Annotated in this window: 16 protein-coding genes; 4 read left to right on the top strand and 12 right to left on the bottom strand. The window is 67.4% G+C overall.

Translation table 11 applies throughout. The features are described 5' to 3' along the window. Positions 1 to 64 precede the first annotated feature (64 nt). The 4 genes from BUE16_RS07610 to BUE16_RS17405 all read right to left on the bottom strand — a co-directional run bounded on the left by BUE16_RS07610 (position 65) and on the right by BUE16_RS17405 (position 6,745). Positions 65 to 2,620 (bottom strand): GcvT family protein, encoded by a 2,556-nt coding sequence (locus BUE16_RS07610; protein WP_073308208.1) that lies wholly within the window; start codon positions 2,618 to 2,620, stop codon positions 65 to 67. 168 nt (positions 2,621 to 2,788) lie between these two features. Then, the gene (locus tag BUE16_RS07615; RefSeq protein WP_073308210.1) at positions 2,789 to 5,383 is read right to left on the bottom strand and encodes a GcvT family protein; all 2,595 of its coding nucleotides are present in this window, start codon (positions 5,381 to 5,383) and stop codon (positions 2,789 to 2,791) included. A 207-nt stretch (positions 5,384 to 5,590) separates the two neighbouring features. Then, on the bottom strand, positions 5,591 to 5,749 hold the full coding sequence (locus BUE16_RS16665; RefSeq protein WP_159435746.1) for a hypothetical protein: 159 nt from the start codon (positions 5,747 to 5,749) through the stop codon (positions 5,591 to 5,593). A gap of 114 nt (positions 5,750 to 5,863) precedes the next feature. Next, entirely contained in the window at positions 5,864 to 6,745 is an 882-nt protein-coding gene (locus BUE16_RS17405; RefSeq protein ID WP_079991547.1) for an EamA family transporter, read from the bottom strand. Between the two features lie 340 nt (positions 6,746 to 7,085). On the opposite strand from BUE16_RS17405, the gene BUE16_RS16670 reads away from it, so the two are divergent. The 3 genes from BUE16_RS16670 (at position 7,086) to BUE16_RS07630 (ending at position 8,716) form a co-directional block, all read left to right on the top strand. Continuing rightward, on the top strand, positions 7,086 to 7,664 hold the full coding sequence (locus BUE16_RS16670) for a hypothetical protein (RefSeq protein ID WP_159435747.1): 579 nt from the start codon (positions 7,086 to 7,088) through the stop codon (positions 7,662 to 7,664). 245 nt (positions 7,665 to 7,909) lie between these two features. Further along, the gene (locus BUE16_RS16675; protein WP_159435748.1) at positions 7,910 to 8,179 is read left to right on the top strand and encodes a hypothetical protein; all 270 of its coding nucleotides are present in this window, start codon (positions 7,910 to 7,912) and stop codon (positions 8,177 to 8,179) included. A gap of 273 nt (positions 8,180 to 8,452) precedes the next feature. Next, on the top strand, positions 8,453 to 8,716 hold the full coding sequence (locus BUE16_RS07630) for a DUF433 domain-containing protein (protein ID WP_200778393.1): 264 nt from the start codon (positions 8,453 to 8,455) through the stop codon (positions 8,714 to 8,716). 30 nt (positions 8,717 to 8,746) lie between these two features. Here BUE16_RS07630 and BUE16_RS17495 read toward each other — a convergent pair whose 3' ends face one another. The 6 genes from BUE16_RS17495 to BUE16_RS07655 all read right to left on the bottom strand — a co-directional run bounded on the left by BUE16_RS17495 (position 8,747) and on the right by BUE16_RS07655 (position 12,569). Then, positions 8,747 to 9,229 (bottom strand): hypothetical protein, encoded by a 483-nt coding sequence (locus BUE16_RS17495; RefSeq protein WP_073308216.1) that lies wholly within the window; start codon positions 9,227 to 9,229, stop codon positions 8,747 to 8,749. 3 nt (positions 9,230 to 9,232) lie between these two features. Further along, entirely contained in the window at positions 9,233 to 9,826 is a 594-nt protein-coding gene (locus tag BUE16_RS07640) for a DUF7342 family protein (RefSeq protein WP_073308218.1), read from the bottom strand. Between the two features lie 134 nt (positions 9,827 to 9,960). Continuing rightward, complete coding sequence (locus tag BUE16_RS17165) at positions 9,961 to 10,515, bottom strand: hypothetical protein (protein ID WP_234972348.1); 555 nt, start codon at positions 10,513 to 10,515, stop codon at positions 9,961 to 9,963. A gap of 954 nt (positions 10,516 to 11,469) precedes the next feature. Further along, the gene (locus BUE16_RS17500) at positions 11,470 to 11,763 is read right to left on the bottom strand and encodes an arsenate reductase/protein-tyrosine-phosphatase family protein (protein WP_394327424.1); all 294 of its coding nucleotides are present in this window, start codon (positions 11,761 to 11,763) and stop codon (positions 11,470 to 11,472) included. Beyond that, the gene (locus tag BUE16_RS17170) at positions 11,726 to 12,091 is read right to left on the bottom strand and encodes a hypothetical protein (RefSeq protein ID WP_234972349.1); all 366 of its coding nucleotides are present in this window, start codon (positions 12,089 to 12,091) and stop codon (positions 11,726 to 11,728) included. Before BUE16_RS17170 ends, BUE16_RS17500 begins: the two co-directional genes overlap by 38 nt. 70 nt (positions 12,092 to 12,161) lie before the next feature. After that, positions 12,162 to 12,569, bottom strand: coding sequence for a hypothetical protein (locus BUE16_RS07655; RefSeq protein ID WP_073308222.1), 408 nt, complete (start codon positions 12,567 to 12,569; stop codon positions 12,162 to 12,164). Between the two features lie 66 nt (positions 12,570 to 12,635). Between BUE16_RS07655 and BUE16_RS07660 the strand changes: the two genes are divergently transcribed. Continuing rightward, positions 12,636 to 12,854, top strand: a complete 219-nt coding sequence (locus tag BUE16_RS07660; protein ID WP_073308224.1) for a hypothetical protein — start codon at positions 12,636 to 12,638, stop codon at positions 12,852 to 12,854. Between the two features lie 77 nt (positions 12,855 to 12,931). On the opposite strand, the gene BUE16_RS07665 is transcribed toward BUE16_RS07660, so the two are convergent. Then, positions 12,932 to 15,436, bottom strand: a complete 2,505-nt coding sequence (locus BUE16_RS07665; RefSeq protein WP_073308226.1) for a lamin tail domain-containing protein — start codon at positions 15,434 to 15,436, stop codon at positions 12,932 to 12,934. Next, on the bottom strand, positions 15,436 to 21,924 hold the full coding sequence (locus tag BUE16_RS07670; RefSeq protein ID WP_073308228.1) for a hypothetical protein: 6,489 nt from the start codon (positions 21,922 to 21,924) through the stop codon (positions 15,436 to 15,438). Before BUE16_RS07670 ends, BUE16_RS07665 begins: the two co-directional genes overlap by 1 nt. Positions 21,925 to 21,967 lie beyond the last annotated feature (43 nt).

Here is a 21,967-nt window from a genome sequence, read left to right on the forward strand (position 1 = left end):
AGCCACGCGTGGGGGCCGGTCGGATGGTGAGGCGGACGGCGGGAGACGTGAAGCGAGGGCGCCGTTACCGCAGGATCTTCTCGCGGCCGGCGTCGAACAGGGGCTCGTCGCGGGTCGTCGCCGCGTACGTCTCCCCCTCACACCGGATGGTCACGTCGGTTCCGGCCTCGGCGTACTCGCTCGGCAGGTAGGCGTACGCGATGGACTCGCCGATCGAGTAGCCGTAATCGCCCGCGAGCACGTAGCCGAGCGCCGTCTCACCGTCGGCGTCGAGCACCGGCCGGCCGCTCGACACGATGTCGGTCGAGTCGTCGAGCGTGATTGCAGTCGCCCGTGAGTCGATCCCGTCGGCCTTCGCGGCCTCCAGCGGTTCCTTCCCGATGAAGTCGGTGTCGAAGTCGACGGCGAACGGGAGCCCGGCCTCCAGCGGGTTCACGTCGGTGTCGATGTCGGTCCCCCACAGCCGGAACCCCTTCTCGAGGCGCATGCTCTCCATGGCGCCGCCGCCCATCGGCCGCACGTCGAGGTCCTGGCCGGCCTCCCACAGCGTCTCCCAGAGCCGGGCGCCGTACTCCGTGGGCGCCCACAGCTCCCAGCCGAGTTCGCCGACGTAGGAGACGCGCAGCGCCACGACGGGGATCTCGCCGACGTAGAGCTGTTTGCAGCCGAAGTAGGGGAACCCGCCCTTCGAGACGTCCGCGTCGGTGACGCGCTGGAGGAGGAGCCGCGACTTCGGCCCCCAGACGCCGACCGTACACGTCCCAGACTCGTTGATGTTCACGTCGACGGTCTCGGGGGCGTGCCGCTGGAGCCAGCCGCCGTGGATGCCGGGCGAGTTGCCGCCGCCGGTCGTCACCATGTACTCGCCGGGCGCGTGGTGGGCGACGGTGAGGTCCGCGAGGACGTTGCCGCCCTCGTTAAGGATCGTCGTGTAGCGCACGTCGCCCACCTCGATATCGATGTCGTTGGTGCAGACCCGCTGGAGGAACGCTTCGGCCCCCTCGCCGGAGACGTCGATGGCGGTGAAGGAGGTCATGTCGAACATGGAGACGTGCTCGCGGGTGTGGAGGTGTTCTGCGGCCTCGATCTGTGAGCGGTTGATCGCCTGCCAGCCGTCCTGTTCGGGAATCCGCTCCTCGTAGCGGTCGACGAGGTCAGCGTTCGACTCGTACCACTGGGGGCTCTCCCAGCCGCCCGCCTGGTAGAACTCCGCACCCAACTGCTCCTGATACGGGTAGAAGGGGCTGCGGCGGAGCCCGCGGTGGTCGTCGGGTTGCCAGCGCGGCTCGACGATGCTGTACACCTGCTCGTAGCGTTTCGCCCCGCGGTCGACGAAGTAGTCCGTCTCGCCGGTGTGGGGCGCAAAGCGGTTCACGTCGATGCCGCTGGTGTCGACGGGGCCGGAGGGGAGCCGCGGCACGCCGTTCTCCATCCACTCGGCGATGATGCGGCCGTACCCCCCCGAGTGCGTCCACCAGACGGCGAGCGCCGACCAGAGGTCCGTGATCTCGGTCTCGCCGACCGCCGGCATCCCGTCGGGCGTGAACACGAAGATGCCGTTCTCGGTGACGGCGTACTCCTCGTCGGCCGTGGCGGGGAGCAACTCGTCGAACGCCTGCTTCGCGGATTTATCGCGGTTGCGATGGGTCGGGCGCGTCCAGTGTTTTTCGGAGAAGTCCCGGACGGAGGCCTGCTGGCGCTCCGTGTTGTCACCCATCGCGCTCGGGTCGACCGACAGCGTCTCGTGGTTGTACGAGCCCATCCCGACGGCGTCACCGTGCGTGCGGAAGTACAGCGAGTGGTCCTGATCGCGGCCGACCGGGCGGTGTGGCCCCTCGCTCATGTACTCCTGGATGTCGCGGTTCCCCGGCACGTCGAGCCCGTCGGTGTGGCTTCCGACGCCGGTGCCCGCGTCCGCGAGTTCCGCCATCGGCTCCGTGACGACGTACTGGTGTTCGACGGGCGCGATCGGGAGGTCGAGGCCCGCGAGTTGCCCCGTCTGGTAGCCCCAGTTGTTCGTCGCGATGACACAGCGGTCACACTCGATCCGGCCGTCGCCGGTCTCGACGGCGGTCACCTCGCCGCCCGCGACATCGAGGTCGGTCACCGTGACGTTCCCGTGGAAGTCGGCCGCCGACTCGCTCATGTACCACTGGAGCGCGCCGATCCCGTCGACTCGGCCGTCGGTCGGCGAGTAGTAACCGCCGAGGATCTCCTCTTCGTTCACCAGCGGCAGGTGGTCGGTCACCTCCGACGGCGAGAGGAGGTCCGGCTCGGGTAAGCCGTAGGAGGTGGCCCACTCGACGCGCCGCCGCAGGAAGTCCATCCGTGCCTCGCTGCGCGCGAGCTCGATCCCGCCGACCTCGTCGTAGACGCCGGCCTCCTCGAACAGTCGACTGCTGTAGTACGCCGCCTTCGTCTGGACCTTCGACGGGGACGTCTGGAACATGATCCCCGGCGCGTGGACCGACGATCCGCCGGTCACCGGTAGCGGTCCCTTGTCGAGGACGACCACGTCCTCCGCGCCGAGTTCGGTCAGGTGATACGCGACGCTGCAGCCGACCGCGCCGGCGCCGACGATCACCGTCTCCGCCCGCGAGGGTAGCTCCCGTGTGCTCATACCCCTACACCGGTTGAACCCGGGATAAATTCGGTGGTCACTGCTGAGAACCGCCGGAGGGCGAGCCCCTGTGGGTGGAGCACGTCGCTGAACCGCAGGGGGAACCACAACACGTCAGAATTGTGAATACAATCGGGACGCGTCCCGAGGGACCGGTGCCCGGGGAGGTTACCCGCCGTGAATCGGTTCCTCGCGCACCGTCGCGGCGTAGCGGTCGCCCTCGAAGAGGACCTCCACGTCGGTCCCCGGTTCGGCGTACTCCGGTGGCAGGTACGTGTACGCGATGCAGGCGCCCACGGAGTAGCCGTACTCGGCGCTGTGGACGTAGCCGAGCGTCTCGTCCTCGCCCGGCGCGAACACCGGCCGGTCGTCGAGGATCGTCGCGTCCGGATCGTCAAGCGTGAGCGGGGCGACCTCGTGGCGCCGCTCGCCGCCGTCCGCGGCAGCCGCGGTCGACTCCGCGAGCGCCTCCTTCCCGATGAAGTCGGTGTCCATGTCGACCGCCCAGCCGAGCCCCGCCTCGTAGGGCGTGTGCTCGGTGTGGAGGTCCTTCCCCCACAGTCGGAACCCCTTCTCGATGCGCAGCGAGTCGAGCGCGCCGTTGCCGTACGGTCGGATGTCGTACTCCGCGCCCGCCTCAAGGACGTGTTCCCAGAGCCGCTCGCCGTACTCGGACGGGGTGTACAGCTCCCAGCCGAGCTCGCCGGCATAGGAGACGCGCAACGCGGTGACGGGGACGTTCTTCACGAAGAACTGCTGGCTCGTGAAGAACGGGAACGCCTCGTCGGAGAGGTCGACGTCCGTCACCTTCGAGAGCACCTTGCGGGCGTCCGGCCCGGTACACACCATCGCGGCGAGGTTGGAGGTCACGTCGTTGACGAGGACCCCCTCGGGCGACTGCTCGCGCACCCACGCGACGTGGTTGTTCCCGACCTCCCGTCCCGTCGTCAAGAGGAGATACCGGTCGTCGTCCACCCTCGTGACGGTGATGTCGGCGCGCACGCCGCCGCCCTCGTTGCACATCAGCGTGTACTTCACGTCGCCCACGTCGAGGTCCATGTCGTTCGTACAGAGCCGCTGGACGAACGCGCCGGCCTCGGCCCCGACGACCTCCATCTTGTTGAACGAGGTCATGTCGTGGAGCCCGACGTGTTCGCGCACGTGGAGCGTCTCGGCGCCCTCGATGGGCGACCAGTAGATCCCCTCCCAGCCGTCGCGGTCGGGGATCTGATCCTCGTAACGGTCGACGAGGTCGGCGTTCGACTCGAACCACTGGGGTTCCTCCCAGCCGGCCTCCGCCCACAGCTCCGCGCCGTACTCCTTGTGGGTGTGGTACATCGGCGTCCGCCGGATGTCCCGCTGGCTGTCGGTCCACACCCACTTCGGGTGCATGATGTTGTAGACGATGCGGTACTCCTCGGCGCCGATGTCGCGGGCGAAGTCCCAGCTCCCCTCGTGGTCGTCGAACCGGTTCACGTCGGAGTGGGCGAGGTCGATCGGCCCGTCGTCGAGCTTGGGGACCCCGGTCTCCATCCACTCCGCGAGCGCCTTCCCCGCGCCGCCCGCGTGCGTGACCCAGATCGCCGCCGCGGTCCAGAGCCCGTCGTACTCCTGCACCGGACCCATGACCGGCAGCCCGTTGGGCGACTCGGCGAACATCCCGTTGTACTTGAACTCCAGTTCCTTGCCGGCCGTCGCCGGGAGCAGCTCGTCGCTGGCCTGCCGCGGCGCCTTGTGCGGGCGATCTGGGTGGGTCGCGTTCTCCATGTGGTAGTCGGTGAACTCGTGGACCGACCCCTGCTCGCCGTCCGGGTCGTTCCCGCCCAGCTCCTGCGGATCGGGGACGATTGGCTCGTGGTTGTACGAGCCGATACCGTAGGAGTCCCCGTGCGTTCGGAAGTACATCGCGTTGTCCTGATCGCGCAGGATGGGCCGGTCCGGCCCGACGAGCAGCCGCTTGGCCTTCTCCCCGGAGACGTTCTCGTAGTTCTCGAACAGCGGGTGGTCGGTCACGTCGACCGCGCTCTCGGAGAGCTCCTCGAGCGACTCGGTCATCGTGTACTGGTGTTCGACCGGCGTCACCGGCAGGTGGACGCCGAGCTTCTCGCCGAGCTGGCGCGCCCAGATGTTCGTCGCGACGACGACCTCGTCGCAGTCGATGGTCCCGTTCTCCGTGACGACCGCTTGCACCGCGCCGTCGGCCGTCTCGACGTCCTCCGTGCGGGTGTGCGGGACGAACGTCGCGCCGCGGTCCATCGCCTCGCGGGCCAAGGCGTCACACGCGACCACGCCGGACACCTGCCCGTCCGTCGGCGAGTAGTAGCCGCCGAGGATCTGGCTCTCGTCGACGAGCGGCAGGTGGTCGGTCACCTCCGACGGGGAGAGTAGCTGTGGGTCATCGATCCCCCACGCCTTGGCGTGTTCGACCCGCCGCTGGAGGAACGCCATCCGCTCCTCGGAGCGCGCCACCTCGATGCCGCCCGTCTCGTTGTACGCCTGGGTCCCGTCCGCGCCTTCGAGCTCGGAGTAGAGCGTCCGGCTGTAGTTCGCGAACTGACTGAGCGTCTTCGGCTCGGCCGTCTGGAACATGATCCCTGGCGCGTGCGTCGAGGAGCCACCGGTCGTCGGCATCGGCCCCTGATCGACAACGACCACGTCGTCACGGCCCATCTCAGTTAGCTGGTAGGCGATATTGCAGCCGACGATGCCGGCTCCTACGATGACGGTACCCGCCCGCTCCGGGAGCGTCTCGGTCGGATTCATAGCCATTAGCGATAGCTGACGGTGGTATCCGGATATACCTACCGCCGGGGCCGATATTCCACGACGTGTCGGGAAGAAATCATGTCGTGTGTGGCCGTTGAGGCGGCGGCGTTCGTCCCGGCCGCGACGTCGCGATCGCTCGCGGCCGTCGCGCGGGTCATCTCTCGGTCGTTTCAGTCACTCTGGGCGTCGCTTGCGGCGCGTCGCTCAGTACTTCGGGCGGACGACCCGGCGAAGCGCGCCGCGGCGGCGCAGCAGCCGGCGGAGCACGGCTTCGACCCGAGCGGCGCTCTCGAGGTTCGGCGTCGCGGGCAGGTAGAGGTCCATATCGGTTTCGTCCGAAGACTCTGCGGTCGTTCGGTTCATACCATAGTTCGGTGCTGCGGGGATTTAACGCTTCTGAACTTATTTTGCCGAATAGAGAAATAAACATGATATTGTGACAAACTTGCACGGGTCGCGTTCACATTCTGCCAGCGCTCACTCCTCGGCGTCGGGCGGCGCTGGGGCCTCCGGGACCGCCTCGCGGCCGTCGGTTTGGACGAGCACCACCTCCGCGAGGACGAGGCCGCCGCCGCCGATCACGGCCGGCGTCACCGGCTCCGCCAACAGCAGCGCCCCGAGCGTCACCGTCACCACCGGCTCGACGGTACTGACGACGCCGACCCGGCTCGCCGCCAGCCGCGAGACGCCCTCGTAGAAGAGCAGATGCGGCACCACCGTCGAGACGAGCGTGATTCCCAGAACGATCCCCCACTCGGCCCGCCCGGCCGGGAGCGCGTCTCCATCCCCGGTCGGTCGCCGAAGAAGTCGAACGAGGTGTCGAACTCGTCGGTTTGTACCACCGACCACCGTTCGAGTCGTCGTCGAGCACCTGATCGTCATTGAAGCGGAACGCGAGCGAAAGCGCGTCGGTGTTGATGCCCTCCCGATCTGCCTCGTCGTGAGCCGCAGTCCGGTCTGCGCTGAGTGCTTCCTCGTAGGTGTCCGTCTCGTCAGCAGGATCTCGATCGAGCACCTCAGCGTGTGCCGGCTCGGGATCGGCTGCGGATTCCGATCCGACCCCAGAGGAGGTACTCGTGGTTGGAGACGTGCCTTCGGATTGCTCATGGTCGGAGTCGCGGTCCTCGTGAGAGTCAGTCGTTTCTCCAGATGAGCAGTCGTTACGAGGAGCGCCGCTGGTGTCGAAGTCCCTGATGGTCGACTGTTGTGCGGTATCAGAGCCGCCATCCATCTCGTCGCCACTGGAGGCACGTTCACCGTACGAGGACTCGGGTTCTGCGTCCGGGCGCTCGATGGAGCGAGCGAGTGCCCGCGCTCTGGAGTCGAGAGGCTTCGAGGTCGGGGACGATTGGTCTTCATCGCTGCCTACCGATGGCGATGAACCGTCGGAGTCTGATCCGGGGGTATCGGCAGTGTGGGGATTCGGATCGTCAAGGCCGGGTGTCTCGTCGAGGTCCCCAGCAAGCCGATCCGGTATGATTGTAGGCTGGTCGAGGACGTCCTGGAACGGATCGTCCGTTGCGCTCCGTTCGAACTGCGGGTGCTCGTCACCCTCTCCGGTAGTCCCTTGGTCGCTCGATGGGTCAGTTTCGGTCTCAGGACTAGCTGTTTCCGAGCCGTCCGAGTCCGGCGACGAGATGGAGTCCGCAGCGGTCTCTTGTTCATCGCCCTCCGTTGGTGACTCGGCGGAGGCTTCGGAATGGTCCTCGAGGAGCGGGAGGATCGCCGACTGCCAGGTCTTGACGACGAGTCGAGCTCGCCGTACAGATGCGGTCTTGTCGTGGCTGTGGGTGATGTCCTCGCGTTCGGCGCTCCGGATCGCGAGGCCATCCCTTGCCAAGCCCTGGAGCGCTTTCTGAACAACATCGAAGCTCGGGGCATCCGCCTCCGATGCGAATACGATCCGCTCGTCATCTTCATCGAGGAGGACCTCCGTGATGCCCGTCGGATAGATCGTCCATTCGTAGAGCGCACTCGTCACGGCGTCCCAGAAGGAGAACCGAACCTGCTCACCGTCGGGAATATCGTCGGGCACTTGCGAATGGATCCGGCGGGTGAGTTCGAGGCGAATCTCGGCGTTGTCACTGAAGTTCGCCCCTTCAACGGCTTCCTGTTCGATGGCCCCATCCTCGATGATGTTGGTGAGATCGTGGACCTGCTGGCGATAATCGGGATCGATCTCGGTTTCGAGGAGTTCTGCGATGGGGCCGATAGCCGTCTTGAGGATATGGAGCAGTTCGTGACGGGCTCGGTGGCGGCGGTGATATCGACTACCTGAGCCGTCCCTCGACTCGTCGTCTCATCCACGCGTCGACCGTATCGGACATCGGCACTCCGGGCAAGCCACACGCCAACGGGGACGTGCCGGGGTGCCGTTTGGATGATCGCCTCAGCGCGACTCTCGGTTAGCGTCCCGGTAAACCCAGCGAGATCACCGACATCGGCGTCCGCGAGATCGGTGAACGTCGCGTAGCCAGCGTCACGGAGTGCGGTCGCGATACTCTCGGTGACGACCTCAAGGGCTTGAAAATCGGCAGTCTCAGTAGCGCAAGCAGGGCCGCCGAAGGCCTCCGTGATCACGGCCGGCTCCTCATCCTGCGGCGAGACCCCGACGATGGTCGTACTTCCACTGGCCCCCCGGTCGAGAGTGAAAACCCCCTCGGCAGCACCAGCATCGATGAGGTCCGCGGCCTCCTGATCGCCGATATCGACGTAGTCGCTGACCCGGAGGGTGACCCGTTCAAGCGGGACACTCCCTCTCTCGTGCTTGAGCAGACGATGGACGAGGTGTGAGAGGACGACAAGCGGTTCCGGCCGGTCGACAGCTGAATCTGACTCAGATGAGGACATGGGTAGGGGACGGAATCCACGTGGGAATCCCGCCACCCGATTGTGGGTCGATAAAACAGCGGCGGATCGAGATCCCGGACAGACCACTCGGTAGAGATCACCCGGTCGACCTGGGTGGTTATGACGCGAGACGCGCTAGTAGCGCACAGAGGACACCAACGAATCATGGCTGGAACTGGGCCACAATCGAGCTCCGACGAGACGACGCCGGAGATCGTGACGACGGACGACATCCTCGACGGAGACCCTCGAATCGAAGGGCACCGCATCGGCGTGTATCACGTCTACCAGCGCTACGTCGACGGAGACGACACCCCGGAAGAGATTGCCACGAGTTACGATATCTCCGTCGCTGAGGTCCACGCCGCACTCGCGTATGCGTTCAGCCATCCCGAGAAGATGCGCGCCATTGAGGCTCGAAACCAGTCGGTGTACGAGGAACAGGTGGCGAACCGGCTCGTTCCTGACGAGACAGACTGAGAGTTCTCAATGAGAACGGTAACTCAGCCCTCAAGGGGGGTTCCTTCCCAAGTTGAGCGGCTTGAGCGTGTCCGCATGATAGGCAGTCCGCCACAGTTTGAGCACCGCACGAGCCACTAGAAGGTCGGGTGACTGTTGTATGCAGGAGCCCTCGACATCGTTTGGGTCGGACGGCGCATCTGGTGGGGGATGGTAGTGTTCTAGTCCGGTGACGTGAATGTAGTCGCCACCGTGAGGGTGTTTCCCCCAACGGAGGTTGACGTTCAGTGTGTCCGTGTAGTGGATTTTGTAGTCACCTTGAACTGTCCACTGGATGTCGAGGCGACAGGAATCGGCATCGCAGAGGCCGTCTTCGAACCGTACTTCGAGAGCGGTGGGATTGAGGAAATCGTCTAACGTCGCCGCTGCAAGGGGTTCCTCATCGTTGAAGACGTCACGGATAGCGAGGAGTGCGGGTCGATCGATGGCACCTCTAAGCGAGTGGCGTTCAGCCGAGCCACGGGTTCCGTTCATACGCTACGGTGCAGAGGTGTTCTCTTCGGGACCGGACGAGTCTCCGCCGACGAACCGTTCTGCGTTGGCGATAGAGAGCGCAGCGTTAGCGAAGGCGAGATTTCGACGCGTAGTCTGCCATTCTTGGAGTGCGTCAGGATCAATCCCGTCCGCGTTGTCCGACGCGTCAGAGAGTGTTTGGTTCGTGTGCTCAACCATCAGTTCATCAGGTGATTCGACGCCGTACGCCGTCTGGAACTCACTGATCGTTTCACGCATGGCAGAGATACGGTTCACGAGTTCGTCGACAGAGACGTGAGAGAGAATGTCCGTCGCCTGTTCCATGACGATCGACTCCGGCGATCGACGATAGTACGTCCCGCCATGGTCTCCCGTCGACGTGGCGACGAACCCCTCCTCGGCGAGTGCCATGAGATGTTTCCGAGCAGTCTTCGGTGACGTCCGTGCATCCGCTGCGACCGTCTCAGCAGAGCGTGGGGTATATTCGCGGCTAATGACTTCACGGACACGTTCATACGGCGTCGTCTCAGCCTCCCATTCCTCGCCGACTGCCTCGTTAACCTCGTCGAATTTTCCGGGAGCGGCGGAGTCTGTCATGTATCAAACCACGATTTGGAGTAGTATAGGTCTTTGGTTCAGTAGTATACTACTTTATCTCCCGGGATAGTTCTCGGAGTGGTTGAACTGAACGCAGATGCGTGTGAGGAGCTACAGAAATCGAACCACATGGCTCAATCGAGGTCATCCAAGGAGTGTTGGATCCGGGTGTGCAAATGCTGGGCTTGTCTGTCGGAGAGATCTGCCTCGGTGTCGACCTCGATACCGGGAACGTCGACGATATCCTCAAGCGCATCGGACAACGTCTGTTGGTCATCCGGGAGGACACGCTCGTCTGGTTCCTCGACCTGCCGGTCATGTTCTTTCAGTGCGAGTTGAATCATCATCGCTGGTTTACGAAGGAGTTCCCAAGCGGTCTCAATATACTCCTGATATGTATCTGAAGCCCACGACCCTTCGTACGAATCGAGTAGCGAGATCAACAGGGAGAGTTGCAAATTGAACACCGTCGGTCGGGACGCTGGCGAGGCGAGAGTCGTCGCCCGATCGGCAGTGGCCTCGGCGTACTTCGCGGCCACGCCCCAATACTGGTAGCACGTGGCCGCGTCGAACGGGAGTGTCTCGAAGTCGTAGGCGATAGCCCGGGTGCGGCGAATGGCGTGGTCCACGTCAACGAGTCGGTCGGCGACGTCGTCGTAGATCGCTTTCCACCACTCGTTGATCGGCACCCGGTCGTTCGCCCGTAGTGCCGGCGCGTGTAGCGCTTCCCCGTATCTGCAACGACGGCACCAGTCTCGGGGAAGTAGAGGATGGGCTTCGCCCACAGCGTCTGCGTCCCGCGGAAGTCGTACCCGGTCTCGAAGCCGCCGTATACGACCAAGTCTGCCTCGTCCGAGTCACCAACGCTCGTCACGCCGTCGGGGTCGTCATCGAACTCTGTGTCCCCACTCCCGGAGACGGTGTGTTCGAGACCGGGACAGACGACGAACATCTTGGGGAGGCCACCCCAGTCCCGGTAACTCGCCCAGCCGAACGCCGCAGTCTCACCGCGCTGCTGGAGCGCTCCGATGATGGGGAGATACGCCCCCTGTGGATTGATGATCGAATACCTGTCTGAGGCGATCTGCCAGCGGAACTTGACATCGTAGCCGAGGGCATACAGCGCCTTCCGGCGCTCGTCGACGATGTCCTGGTGGTCGCGGATGCGAACCAACGGGTCCGACGACGCTCTCGTCGCAAGCTCGTCGAGTGAACACCCCGCAGCGTCCTTGAGCGCGTCGACATCCAATCCGTGAACGTCGCGGATCGCCTCGGTATCGACGGTTCCGTCCACGCCGACGAACTCGTTGGTCGCCCAGAGTTCGCCGGAACCGGCCTGCGGAAGCATCGCGATGACATCCTTCAGCGGCCGGGGATCGGGATCGAGACACCGAGCTTCCGATGAAACCGCATCGGGGTAGTCGCCCTGGTCGGCAGGAGTGAGGCCAGCAAAGGAGAGGGTCGTCTCACGGGCGAGCAGGTCTGCGACCGGAACAGTCGCCGCCATCGAGCGTGGCGCGTCGTCAGCGGTGGCTGTGTCTGGTTGTGTTGGTGTGGACATGATGAGCGAAGGCGAACCGCCGCTCTCGGTGGTTGGAGAACGTAGCTATTCCGCCCCTCATCCGATTCGGGACGGTAAATTGTCAGAGAGGGCCCAATCGTGGGTATCCAGAGACGGTGGCAGGAGAATTGGCCGCATCTGATGCCTCGCCCATCACCCCGACGACGGCTGGATAGATTTCTTCGTCGGTGTCAGTCCCACTGGAAATCACTTCGATATTAGTTCGATTACGGATCTGTACCTGGGTTTCAGCGATGGCGGAAGCAATCTGGCTCCGACCCGCGTTTTCGACGCAGACGAAGCGAGCCAGAGTGAGTCGAGGATGTCTATCTGTAATATCAGTTGAGAGCCTTGTTGTCAGTCGTCTTCGATGGATGGTCCTGGAGTGGCTGTGTTGGACCGCCCGACTGTGGACCCATCCCGGTCCACAAGATCCCGTTCCCGCGTCGAATTGCCCGTTGCAACCCCCGTTCTGCGATATTGCCGCCATGTTCGGCTGTCCGCTGAATGCTATCGAGAATGCGTGCGAGTCGGTAGTCTGCTGTCACATCCCCGAACAAGCGGCGATCTAACTCTGCCACTTCCTCACGAACGTGTGTACGGTGCTCGAGTGCCTCGCATACCGTGTCCGTTCCCTTATTATCAACAATACCCCTAACGGCGTAGTCGACGATGTCAAGCCCACGACTGAACTTTCCGGACATACGGCAGTATCGTTACTGATTCGTGATAAGTAATCGTCTACCGCTTGATGTGGGGTTCGGACACTGGTTGTTACCGATAGATCGACAGCTCGGTCCGGTACATGACAAGATACGCAGTCACATAGGCAGCACCCCAAACGATCGCTTGTGGCATACGGTTACTCCCAGAGATGGTCACGTCCAGTGCGAGGACACTCACCATTCCGACAATGCCCAATCCGATCGCCGACGCGGTCAGGACGAACGCAAAATCACCTAACTGACCGAGCGACCAGTCACCGGCAACAACAGGATACGCACCGCCGAACGCCAGAATACCGACGAACAAATTCACTGTTGTATCTGCAATCGGGGTGCCGAGGACAGTATTGCTCACCGACAGTACTGGATACCAGACGATCGTAAAGCCCAGAATGCCAACAATAGGTCGTAGATTGCTGAGAGCCAGGAGCCGATCCCCCTGTTCAGCAGTCGCCATATCCGTTCGTCGCAGTGACCGTATGAGACGTTTGTGGTCAGGACAGCACCGTGGAACCGAATTCAAGTGACACGATTCTTTGGGGAGGGTCCGCTGTCACACGAGTGGTGGCACCAGCTACTTGACGGCGAGGCGACTGCCGGCCAGCTCCAGTTGGTCCACCAGTCCCGACGGTCGCGGTGGGAACTCCACATCCGCGACATCGAGTTCGTCGACGATCTGCCGATGACGTCCTCGGGGAAGATCCGGCGGGTCGAGTTGCGCGAGCGGGAGGAGTTGGGCTAGGGGCGAGGCGTCACGAGAGTTCCAGGGCATCGTATCGGGGACCGTGGACCGACCCGACCGACGCGGCGTGGTCGGGCTCAGTAGGACTCCCGGAGGACGAGAGCGCCGTCCGCGTCGAAGACGGAGATCGTGTCTCCGGTGTCGTTCCAGATGGGCGCACCCGACTCCCAGTAGAGATCGGTGTCCGTGTCAGTCCCCTGACCGGTGCGCAGCCGCAGGCGCCCGCCGGCCGGCAGCGTGGTGCCCTCGGGGACCGTGTAGTTGTGACCCGCCGCATCTTCGACGCGCCAGCCCGAGAGGTCGAGGTCCCCGTCGCCGGCGTTGGCGAAGGTGAGGAACTCCTCTGTGAGGTTCGCCCGCTCGGGTCCGGGCGAGTTCTCGCTGATCGCCGCGATTCGGATCGACCCGGTGCTCACATCTGGCGGTCGCGTCGGGTAGACCTGCTCGAGGACGATGGATCCCTCGGCGTCGGTCACGGTGACGGTGTCCCCCTCGTCGTTCCAGACATGGCCGTCGCGGTTCCAGTAGTAGTCGCCACCACCGTCCGTGCCGTGGCCGGTCCGGAGCGTCACGCGCTGCCCGGGGGCGATCTCCGCGTCGGCCGGGAAGGTGTAGTCGTGGCCGGCCGCGTCGGCGACCTGCCAGCCGCCGATCTGGAGCCGGTCCCCGCCGGCGTTCTCGAAGACGACGCGCTCCCGGGTCAGGTTCTCCCTAGGTTCGCCCGGGGTGTCGGCGACCACATCGGCCAGCACGAGTCGGCCGGTCGGCGGGACGGGATCTCCCGTCGGGTAGGGTTCGGGCTCGTCGACCGGCGACTCCTCGCCGACGACGCGGGGGTCGACGAGCTGATCGAAGGCCAGACCGCTGTCGGTGGTGACGCGCCCGGCGTCGGCGTCTCGGCCGCTCCAGAGGTGCGCACGGCCGTCGGTCCAGCGCGTGTACTCGTACCGCCGCGACACGCGCTTGCCCCCCCGGGGGACCTCGTCCTCGGGGATCGCCTGGTCGTCGGTCAGAACCTCGCCGAGGGGGTCGGCCGCGGCACCGTCGCCGTCGAACAGCCGCCCGCGGTCCAGCGTCACGTCGCCAAGTGACACCCGCCGGGGCAGCAGCGGGAACCAGTTGGCCGGCACGTCCGTCGAGAGCTGGTAGGCGACGTCGGCGGCGTCGCTGGTCGCGACCGGCGTCGACTGGCCGTCGCCGATGGCGGTCTCAGTCTGGCGATCCCGGGCCTGGCCGACGGTGCCCTCGACCGTCTCCTCGACGGCCCAGCCGACGTTTGCCACCTCGTCCCGGCCGAAGGCGACGGACTCGACCTCGTCGCCGGCCAGGGACTCGTCGACGACCGGTGGAAGGAACAGGCCGCGGCGGTTGCCGGCGGCGTCCAGGGCCATCGAGAAGCAGTTCCAGTTCGTGGTCGGGTCGTCGCCGGCGGTCACGGCGTCGTCGACGGTGACGGTCTCGTCGAACGTCGTCTCCAGTTCCAGGGACGTCACCTCGGCCATCGAACCAGTCGGCAGGTCGAGCGGTACGGTGAACCAGTCGTTGCCGTAGACGAGCCCAAACTCCAGAGTGAGCAGCCGCGAGAGGTCCTCCGGCGCGGCCTCGACGGCCGAGAAGTCGACCCCGCCGTCCTCGATTTCCCACCAGCGAAACGCCGGCATGCCCTCGAACCGCGAGGGGGTGGGGACGCGACGTTTCGAGCGCGTTCGGCTCGCGGGGCCGGACGCTCCACCGGGCTCCAGCGAGCCGTCGTGATCGACGTCGAAGGCCCACCAGTCGAGCCGGCCGCCCTCGTATTCGCTGGCCGAGAGCACCGTTTCCTGGGCTCCGCCGCCCGTCGAGATGTCGAAGGAGTACTCGAGGCGGTTGTCGTCCCAGGTCGCGCCGTCGGCTTCGGGTTCCGCGTAGGTCTCGTCGTACCACTCGCGGTACGCCGCGACCGCGTCCCAGAAGTCGCCGAGTGCGTTCGCGTCGCTCGGATCGACGCCGTCCGGAAGCGGGACCGAGACGGCGTCGTCGGCGACGGCATTTCGGAAGGCCCGCTCGTCGGCGAATTCGTACGCGGCGTATACTTCGTCACCGTCGAGGACCCGGCCAGCCACGACCGAGGAGTAGCGCCGCCCCTCGTCGTCGGCGTCGGTCGACTCACAGTGCAGGCTCGCCGGGAAGTCGGCGGCCGCCAGGCCGAAGTCGTCGGCCAGCAGTCGGAGGAAGTGCGCGCCGGTCTCCGCGGCGAGCCGGACGTTCTTACCGGACTTGTCGGGAGCGTCCGGTCGAACTCGCTCGCGCTCAACGAGCGTCTCCAGGGGTGGCGTCGCCGTCGGATCGCTCTCGTCGTAGACGGTGTCGTGGGTGCCGTCGGAGCCGCCGCCGGGTCGGAACCGTGCCATCGGGTCGATCCGGACGTCGAGGCTGGCGTCGACGAGCGATCCGCCGTCCTCGCCGGTCAGCTCGCCGGTCTGCCACTGGCGACCCAGGAGCCAGAGGGGGTCCTGCACGGTGGCCCGGAGGCCGTCCCGAAGCTCTCGGTCCCGGGTCCGCGGTTCCAAGCGCGACCACGTGGTCACGGAGCGCTTTCCCATCAGTCACCACCTCCGAAGCCCGCCACCTGCCACCAGTCGGGCATCAGGTCCGCCGGGTCGATGGAGGCCGTGTCGGGCCCCGCCGGGTCAGCACTCTCGTTGGTCGCGAACGCCAGCGCGGGCAGGAGCTGCCCGCCCGCGTCGAGCGCGTCCCGGTCGACCGTCCGGAGCTTCGCGAGGTCGACGCTCTCGCGAACCACGTCTGCTAGCGTCGAGACGCTCCAGTCCGCGTCCGTCGGCGGCACGGCGAGCAGCATCGACTGGGGCGCCTGCTGGGACGGGCGGTCGTAGTGGAAGGTCAGCCCGGTGGTCTCCGTCTCCGTCGGCACCGTCTCGACGAACTCGTCGACGAACAGGCCCACGTACCGGGGACCGGACTGGCCCCCGCGCACGTCGGCGGCCACCGAGAGCCGCCCCGAAGGGTGCTCGCCGTCCCAGGCGTCGGGCAGCCCGACCCACGGGTCCCCGGCGCCGTAGGGGAACTGGCCCACGCGGAACCGGGGTCCGTCGGCGGGCGAACGCGCTCCGAGGGTCTCGCCGTAGGTCAGGGCCCGGCCGAAGGTCGCAAGTTCGTCGCGGACCCGCGAGACACGGTCGAACCACCGCTCGACGGCCAGCGGATCTCCACCCTGGAGGGACTCGCTATGGGCCGGTGCGAGTGACTTCCTCACCTCGCCGGGGTTCGTCGGCTCAAAGGGAACGAGGACGGTGAAGGCCTCGCCGAACAGCGTCTCCAGGCAGTCGACGTAGGCTGCGGGTTCGGTCTCGGCGTCGCCCCGGTCGCGGTGGTCCGTCGCGGTCGCGAGCGTGTCGGCGACCTCCTCGTACACCGAGTCGGCCTGTCGCGCGAGGTCCGCCAGGTCGCTCTCGTCGCTTCCCGTCGCGGTCACCGGGACGCAGCCCTGGACCCCGAAGTCCGCACAGGTCAGCAGCGCCTCGCGGACCGCCTCCAGCGCCGCGGCGACGTAGGCCCGCTGTGGTTCCCGGCCGGCGGCGTCGATTCCGAGGTCCACGACGTCCAGACCGTCGGCCAGCGCGTCGAGCAGCGACTCCAGCGCCGACTCCGTCGGCACGCTCGACGTGAGCTTGGCGTTCGTGACGTGGTCGGCGGTGACGGGCTCCTCGCCGACCGCCGCGAGAACGGGCGCGACCCGCTGCCAGCCGCCGGGATCCTGGAGCCCGGGCAGGGAGGCTCCGGGCACTTCGCGGACCGCCGCGAGGTCCGCTTCGGCCTGAGCGGTCCAGGGCGGCGTCTCGAAGTCGGCAATTGCGGCGTCGACGACGCCGTCGGCCAGCGCGTCGCCGGCCGCAGCCGCCAACGCGGCGGCGTCGGCCACGGTTACGAGCGCGTCATCGGCCGCCCCGAGCGCCAGCAGGGCCGGCCCGGCGACGCTGTGGCGCTCGGGGTCGGTCGCCACCGTCGCGGCGACAGTTTCCGACCAGCCGCGACCGTCGCTGACCTCGATTTCCAGACGGTCGCCGGGGGAGAGTTGCTCGACGTCCAGCCCCGCCCGGACGCGTCCGTTCCCGGCGATCCTGCCGGTCGTGGCCTGGAGGCGTCGGCCGTTCGCCCGCGTGACGACTTCGATCTTCTCGAGGTCGGGATCCGCCAGCCCGCGAAGCACCGGCCGTTCGGGATCGAGCCGGATCTCGCCACGCTCGGTGCGGGCAAACCGGACGTGGTCGCCCGCGACGGCCCCGGCGAGGGCGTCCAGCTCCGTCCGGAGGTCGTCGGACTCGACCTCAGCCACGCGCTCGCTTGCAGTCCGTACCGGCGCCGTCGGAATCGCCTCGATCGCCTCCGTCAGGGCCAGCAGGTCGCCGACGGCGCGGTCGCCAGTACCCTCGTCGACGGCGAGCACCGCGGACTGGACACCGAGCGTCTCGACGGCTCCCTCGAAGGTCGAGACGGCGGCGTCGGCCCGCTCGTCGAGGTCACCGACGACCTGCCCCTCGGCCGTCGCCTGGCCCGGCGGTGCGAGGTCCTGGGCGTCCAGCGGGCGACCGCCGCTAACGACCGACCCCACCGTCTTGGCGACCTCGAGCAGTTCGTCGAAGCCAACGTCCTGGTCGGGGTCGGCACCCAGCGCGGCCGCGTCGGGCCACGCTGCGGGTGCCTCGAAGGAGAGGCGAATCTCGCCGTCCGCCGGCACGTCCTCGCGGCTCTGCCGGAGATAGTGGGCAATGCGACCCTCGAGTTCGGAGGCCCACGCTCCCTCGTCGCCCTCGACGAGCGAGACGACGTCGAGCGCGGCGAGGTCGAGCTGCGAAAGCCGCACCGCCACTACGCGCCAGGTCGGCTCTGATTCCTCACCGTTGCCGGTGGTCGAGCCACCGCCGCCGGACGCCGTTCCGCTGTCGCTGGCGCCAGACTCGTCCGTGTCGTCGGTGTCCGGCCGGTAGGCGGCCCGGCAGACGACCCGCGCGGGATCGCCGAGGAACGTGCCGACCCAGTCCTCCAGGGCCGGCTCGGCTGCGGCGCGAGGCGACTGTCCCGGCGCCCAGGCGCTCTCGTCGGCCTCGGCGTCGAGCAACGCGGCGACTCGGTGGGTGCAACTGGTTCCCGTCCGCGGCGTCCGGGCGACCTCGACCTCGTCGACGCTGCCGCCCCGCGAGAGCGCGTCCAGCGCCGATCCGGCCCGCTCCGGGTTGTTCTGGACGAGCTGGTAGACGCTCTCTACGGCGAGGAGGTCGCTGACCGAATCGAGCGCCGTCCCTATGGCGTCGAGCTCTGCCGTGATGGCGTCGTATGCTGCCTGGTCGGCGGCGGTGCTCGGATCCGGTAACGGGTCCATCTCGCTCCTGCCGACCTGCTGCCCCCAGGGGATGGCGTCCTCGCGCCACAGGTCGTGGAGCGTCACGCCGTCGACGGTCTCGCGCTCGGCGACGGCGTCGGACTCGCTCATCCCCTGTCGGTCGATGCTCCCCTCAACCAGCGGCGCAAGCGCGCGAAAGGCGTAGACGTACTGATCGAGTTCCACGTCGGGATGGTCCTCGTGAAGCGCCCTTTCGAAGCGCGTCCCTAGCAGCTCGCCGAGGGAGTGCCCGGCGCGGACCCCTTCCAGGAGGTCCAGGGCGTCGCGGACGCGGTCGGAAGAGAGGTCGACGGCGAAGAGATCGCCGTACTCGTCGGTCTCGGCGTCGTGGACGCTCCGGAGGACCGCGGCGGCCGTCGCCTGGTCGATGGAGGGCGCGTGGACGTAGCCCGTCGAGCGGTCGCCGGACTCGGGCCGGAGGTCCTCGACGTAGCCGTACGCGCCGACGTAGACGCCCTCGCTGCCGGCGTTGCGCATCCCCTCCAGGCGCCGCGTCGCCAGCGAGGTCTGCCAGGCGTCGAACCGGTGGCTCGCGAGGTCCAGCGTCTCGCTGACCGCCTGCTCGGCGACGGCCGGGTCGGCGTCCTCGAGCGTCCGGAAGCCGTCGATCAGCTCGGCGAAGGGGCGGTCGACTGCGGGAATTTCCCGCAGAATGTCGCCGATTCGCCAGTCCGACTCGGCGTCGGGGTGGCCGGCCAGCGGCTTCGGTACCTGGTCCTCCAGAGCGTCCCACATCGTCAGGTCGCCGTCGTCGTAGGTCTGGGGTTCTGGGACGAGCGACCACGGCCCGTCCGTCCAGGCCGCCCCGGCCTCGTACCGCTGGGCCCAGTTCTCGTAGTGGTCGGCGAGACGGACCCGTGCCAGGCGGTACTCCTGCAGGATCGCGTCGTAACAGAGCGTCGCCGCCACCGAGTCGTCGTCGTTATCGAACAGCGTCAGCAGCCAGGCCCCGAGGCCGTCGCCGATGTCGAGGTCGAGCCCCTCGTCGACGCCGGGCGGGCCCGCGCGAAGGCCATCGTGGCGGGTCGTCCGGAGCGCGTGCAACACCTCGGAGAGGTCGTCGTCCACGGTCGGGACCTCGACGACGTCGGCGTCTTGCCTGGCCAGCAGGTCCCCGATACGCGGGACGTGTCCCCAGGAACTGGCCGACTGGAGCTGTGCGGCGGTCGCGGCCCGGGCGTCGCCGACGGCGGACTCGACCGCCGAGCCCTCGTGAATCGTCGCCATTGCGTCGCTCCCCAGGAACTCGCGGAGCCGGTAGCCGTAGCTCGTGCCGGCCATCGAGAGGAGGTCCGAGGCGATGAGGTTCGGATCGCCCGCGTCCCCCGCCGTCGGGACCTGCCCAAGGGCGCTCTCGAAGTGTGGCCGCACGGCGTCGAGGAGGCCGTCAAGGTGCGCGGACACGTCGTCGTCGGCATAGCGTTCGTACTGGAAGTCCCCGGCATTCGTCGGCACGTCGGTCTCGGGCGTCGCGGCGAGCGCGGAAACGGGCTGCCAGTCGTCGTACGCCGTCGTGGGCAAAACACCGTACGGCTGGTCACCGACACGGAGCGGGGGTGCCGGTCCACCGGCGCGGACGTAGGACACGAAGTGCCGGCGGTAGTCCTCCAGCCACTGGAGGAGCTGTCGGCGCTGGTAGACGTTCTCCGCCCAGTTTCGCGGCGCCAGCAGGTGGGGGACGTAGTAGCCCCAGGTCGCAGACCAGAGCGCGGCGTTGGCGGCCCCGGCGGTGGCCGCCGTCCGGCCGTCGGCTCCCGGCACGCGGTCCAGGACGAAGGCCCGGTCGGTGCCGACGACGGCGGGGTCGAGGCCCAGCAGGTCGGCGAGTCGGGCGGCGTCCGCGTCGGCGTCCGACGCCGCGACGGGCTCCTGGACGCACTGGCGCTCGAACGGCGTCAGCCCCCCGGATGGGGTGGTGCCCGCCGGGTCGTCGCGTGTGTCGTTCGTGGGCGTCCCGCGCTCGAGCAGTTCGAGCCCGTCGGTGTAGCGGTGCCCCTCCAGCAGGTCGGCGAGGGCGATCGCCCCAGCGGTGGCGTCACGTGCCGTCGAAACGCCCAGCACGGTCAGCCGGTCGACGCCGGCGTCGCGCTGGGCTTGGGTTAGCGGGATGCGCAGTACCATCCCGACGTCCTCGGCGGTCTCGTAGTCGAAGACCCACTCGATCTCGCCGGACCGCATCGCGTCGTGGTCGTCGGCGGTCTCGACGCTGCTCTGGAGGGCACCCGGGTCGGGGCCGATCGACAGCGGTCGCTGGACGGGGCCGCTCGTCGCCGTCACCTCGTCGCCGTCGGTCTCGGCGAACGCGATCCACTGGTCGGGGAGCAGGCGCGCTCGCGGTGGCCGCGTCCACGAGCCCGGTCGCCGGTCGACCGCCTCCCGGCGGTCCGCCTGGGCGGCCTCGAAGGCCGCGGGGTCCGCGTCGGCGACGTGGCCGTTCTCGGGCGGCCCCGCGAGCAGCGTCGCGGCGTCGTCCGGGGCCATCGCCCGCTTGACCCAGGCAGCCCGTTCGGCGCCGAACCGCTCTTCGAGCCGCGTCCAGGCCCGCTCAAGGACGGCGGCGTGGCGCTCGGCCGGATCGGTCGGGAAGTCCGACAGGTCGACGGTCTCCAGGCGGTCCGCCGGCAGGTTCGCCTGCAGTTCGTCGGCGCTGCCGGTGTGGCTCGCCCACCAGACCTGCGCCCAGAAGCGGGTGCCACCGTCGACTTCGGCCGCTGTCAGTGCCCGCTCGTGGGTGTCGACGTGGAGGTCGTCGGGATAGACCCGCACGAGCAACTCGTACCGCGGCGGTTCCGAGACGGGGTCGCCGTTCCCGTCGGTCCGCCTGCTGAATCTGGTTTCCAGGCGAGTGGGCGTCAACAGGACGGGGTTCTCGTGGTCGAGCGCCGGGTGCTCGTCGTCGTGGCCGCTCGGGTACGTTGCGACGAGGTCGGCGGTCACGTCGCCGAGGTCGGCCCGCCGGCGTCGAGCAAACGCGTCGAGGGCGCGGCCGGCGCGGTCGAATGGCAAACGGGCCGACGCGTACGCGGCGGAATCCGCGTCCACGATGGCCTTCGTGAGGGCGTCGAGTTCGCTCTCCAGCGCGTCCCGGTCGGTTCCAAGCCGGAGAAGGGCTTCGCCGACGAACGGGCCGCGTTCGGCCTCAAGGAGCTTGAGCAGGTCGGCCCGCGTCTCGACGCCGCGTTTCTCGAACCCCTCGACCAGGGCTGCTGTCGCCGCCTCGAAGGCCGCCCGGTCCCGGTCCTCAAAGGCCCGTTCCAAGTCGGCGACGACCGTCTCCAGCGGTTCGAAGTCGTCCCCGCCGCCCGCGACGGCGTCTTCGATTGGGCTCATGACGTCCTCGAACCGCTGACCGGCGCCCGCGTCGAAGGCTTCCTGGAGCGGCCCGGGGAGCTCCTGGGGGGTCTCCACGCCGAACTTCCGGAAACGCGGCTCCTCTGCGGTCAGGCCGACGGCCGCGAGCTCGGAGCGTTCGTGCCTCCAGCCGGCGGCCAGTGTTTCGAGTTCCGAGACGACCTCGTCGGTCCCGTCCAGTGGCTCGCCGCGCCTCGCCGCGTCGAAGTGGCGCTGGACCGCTTCGAGGCTCGTCAGCAGCTGCGACCGGTCGGTCGAGGCCCGCCGTGCGTCCTCACTCGCCGCCGCGTAGCGCTCGCGGAGCGTCCCGATGTCGGTCACGCGACCACCCCGTTGACGGCGGTGATCCGGCGATGCGGCGCTC

It is taken from the genome of Halobaculum gomorrense, assembly GCF_900129775.1.
Lineage (GTDB): Archaea > Halobacteriota > Halobacteria > Halobacteriales > Haloferacaceae > Halobaculum > Halobaculum gomorrense.

Coding starts and splice junctions, on each gene's coding strand:
- BUE16_RS17495 (WP_073308216.1), bottom strand. CDS start 9,229: ATGAACGGAACCCGTGGCTCGGCTGAACGCCACTCGCTTAGAGGTGCC.
- BUE16_RS17405 (WP_079991547.1), bottom strand. CDS start 6,745: ATGAAGACCAATCGTCCCCGACCTCGAAGCCTCTCGACTCCAGAGCGC.
- BUE16_RS17170 (WP_234972349.1), bottom strand. CDS start 12,091: ATGTCCGGAAAGTTCAGTCGTGGGCTTGACATCGTCGACTACGCCGTT.
- BUE16_RS16670 (WP_159435747.1), top strand. CDS start 7,086: ATGGTCCTCGAGGAGCGGGAGGATCGCCGACTGCCAGGTCTTGACGAC.
- BUE16_RS07640 (WP_073308218.1), bottom strand. CDS start 9,826: ATGACAGACTCCGCCGCTCCCGGAAAATTCGACGAGGTTAACGAGGCA.
- BUE16_RS07610 (WP_073308208.1), bottom strand. CDS start 2,620: ATGAGCACACGGGAGCTACCCTCGCGGGCGGAGACGGTGATCGTCGGC.
- BUE16_RS07655 (WP_073308222.1), bottom strand. CDS start 12,569: ATGGCGACTGCTGAACAGGGGGATCGGCTCCTGGCTCTCAGCAATCTA.
- BUE16_RS07665 (WP_073308226.1), bottom strand. CDS start 15,436: ATGGGAAAGCGCTCCGTGACCACGTGGTCGCGCTTGGAACCGCGGACC.
- BUE16_RS07615 (WP_073308210.1), bottom strand. CDS start 5,383: ATGAATCCGACCGAGACGCTCCCGGAGCGGGCGGGTACCGTCATCGTA.
- BUE16_RS16665 (WP_159435746.1), bottom strand. CDS start 5,749: ATGAACCGAACGACCGCAGAGTCTTCGGACGAAACCGATATGGACCTC.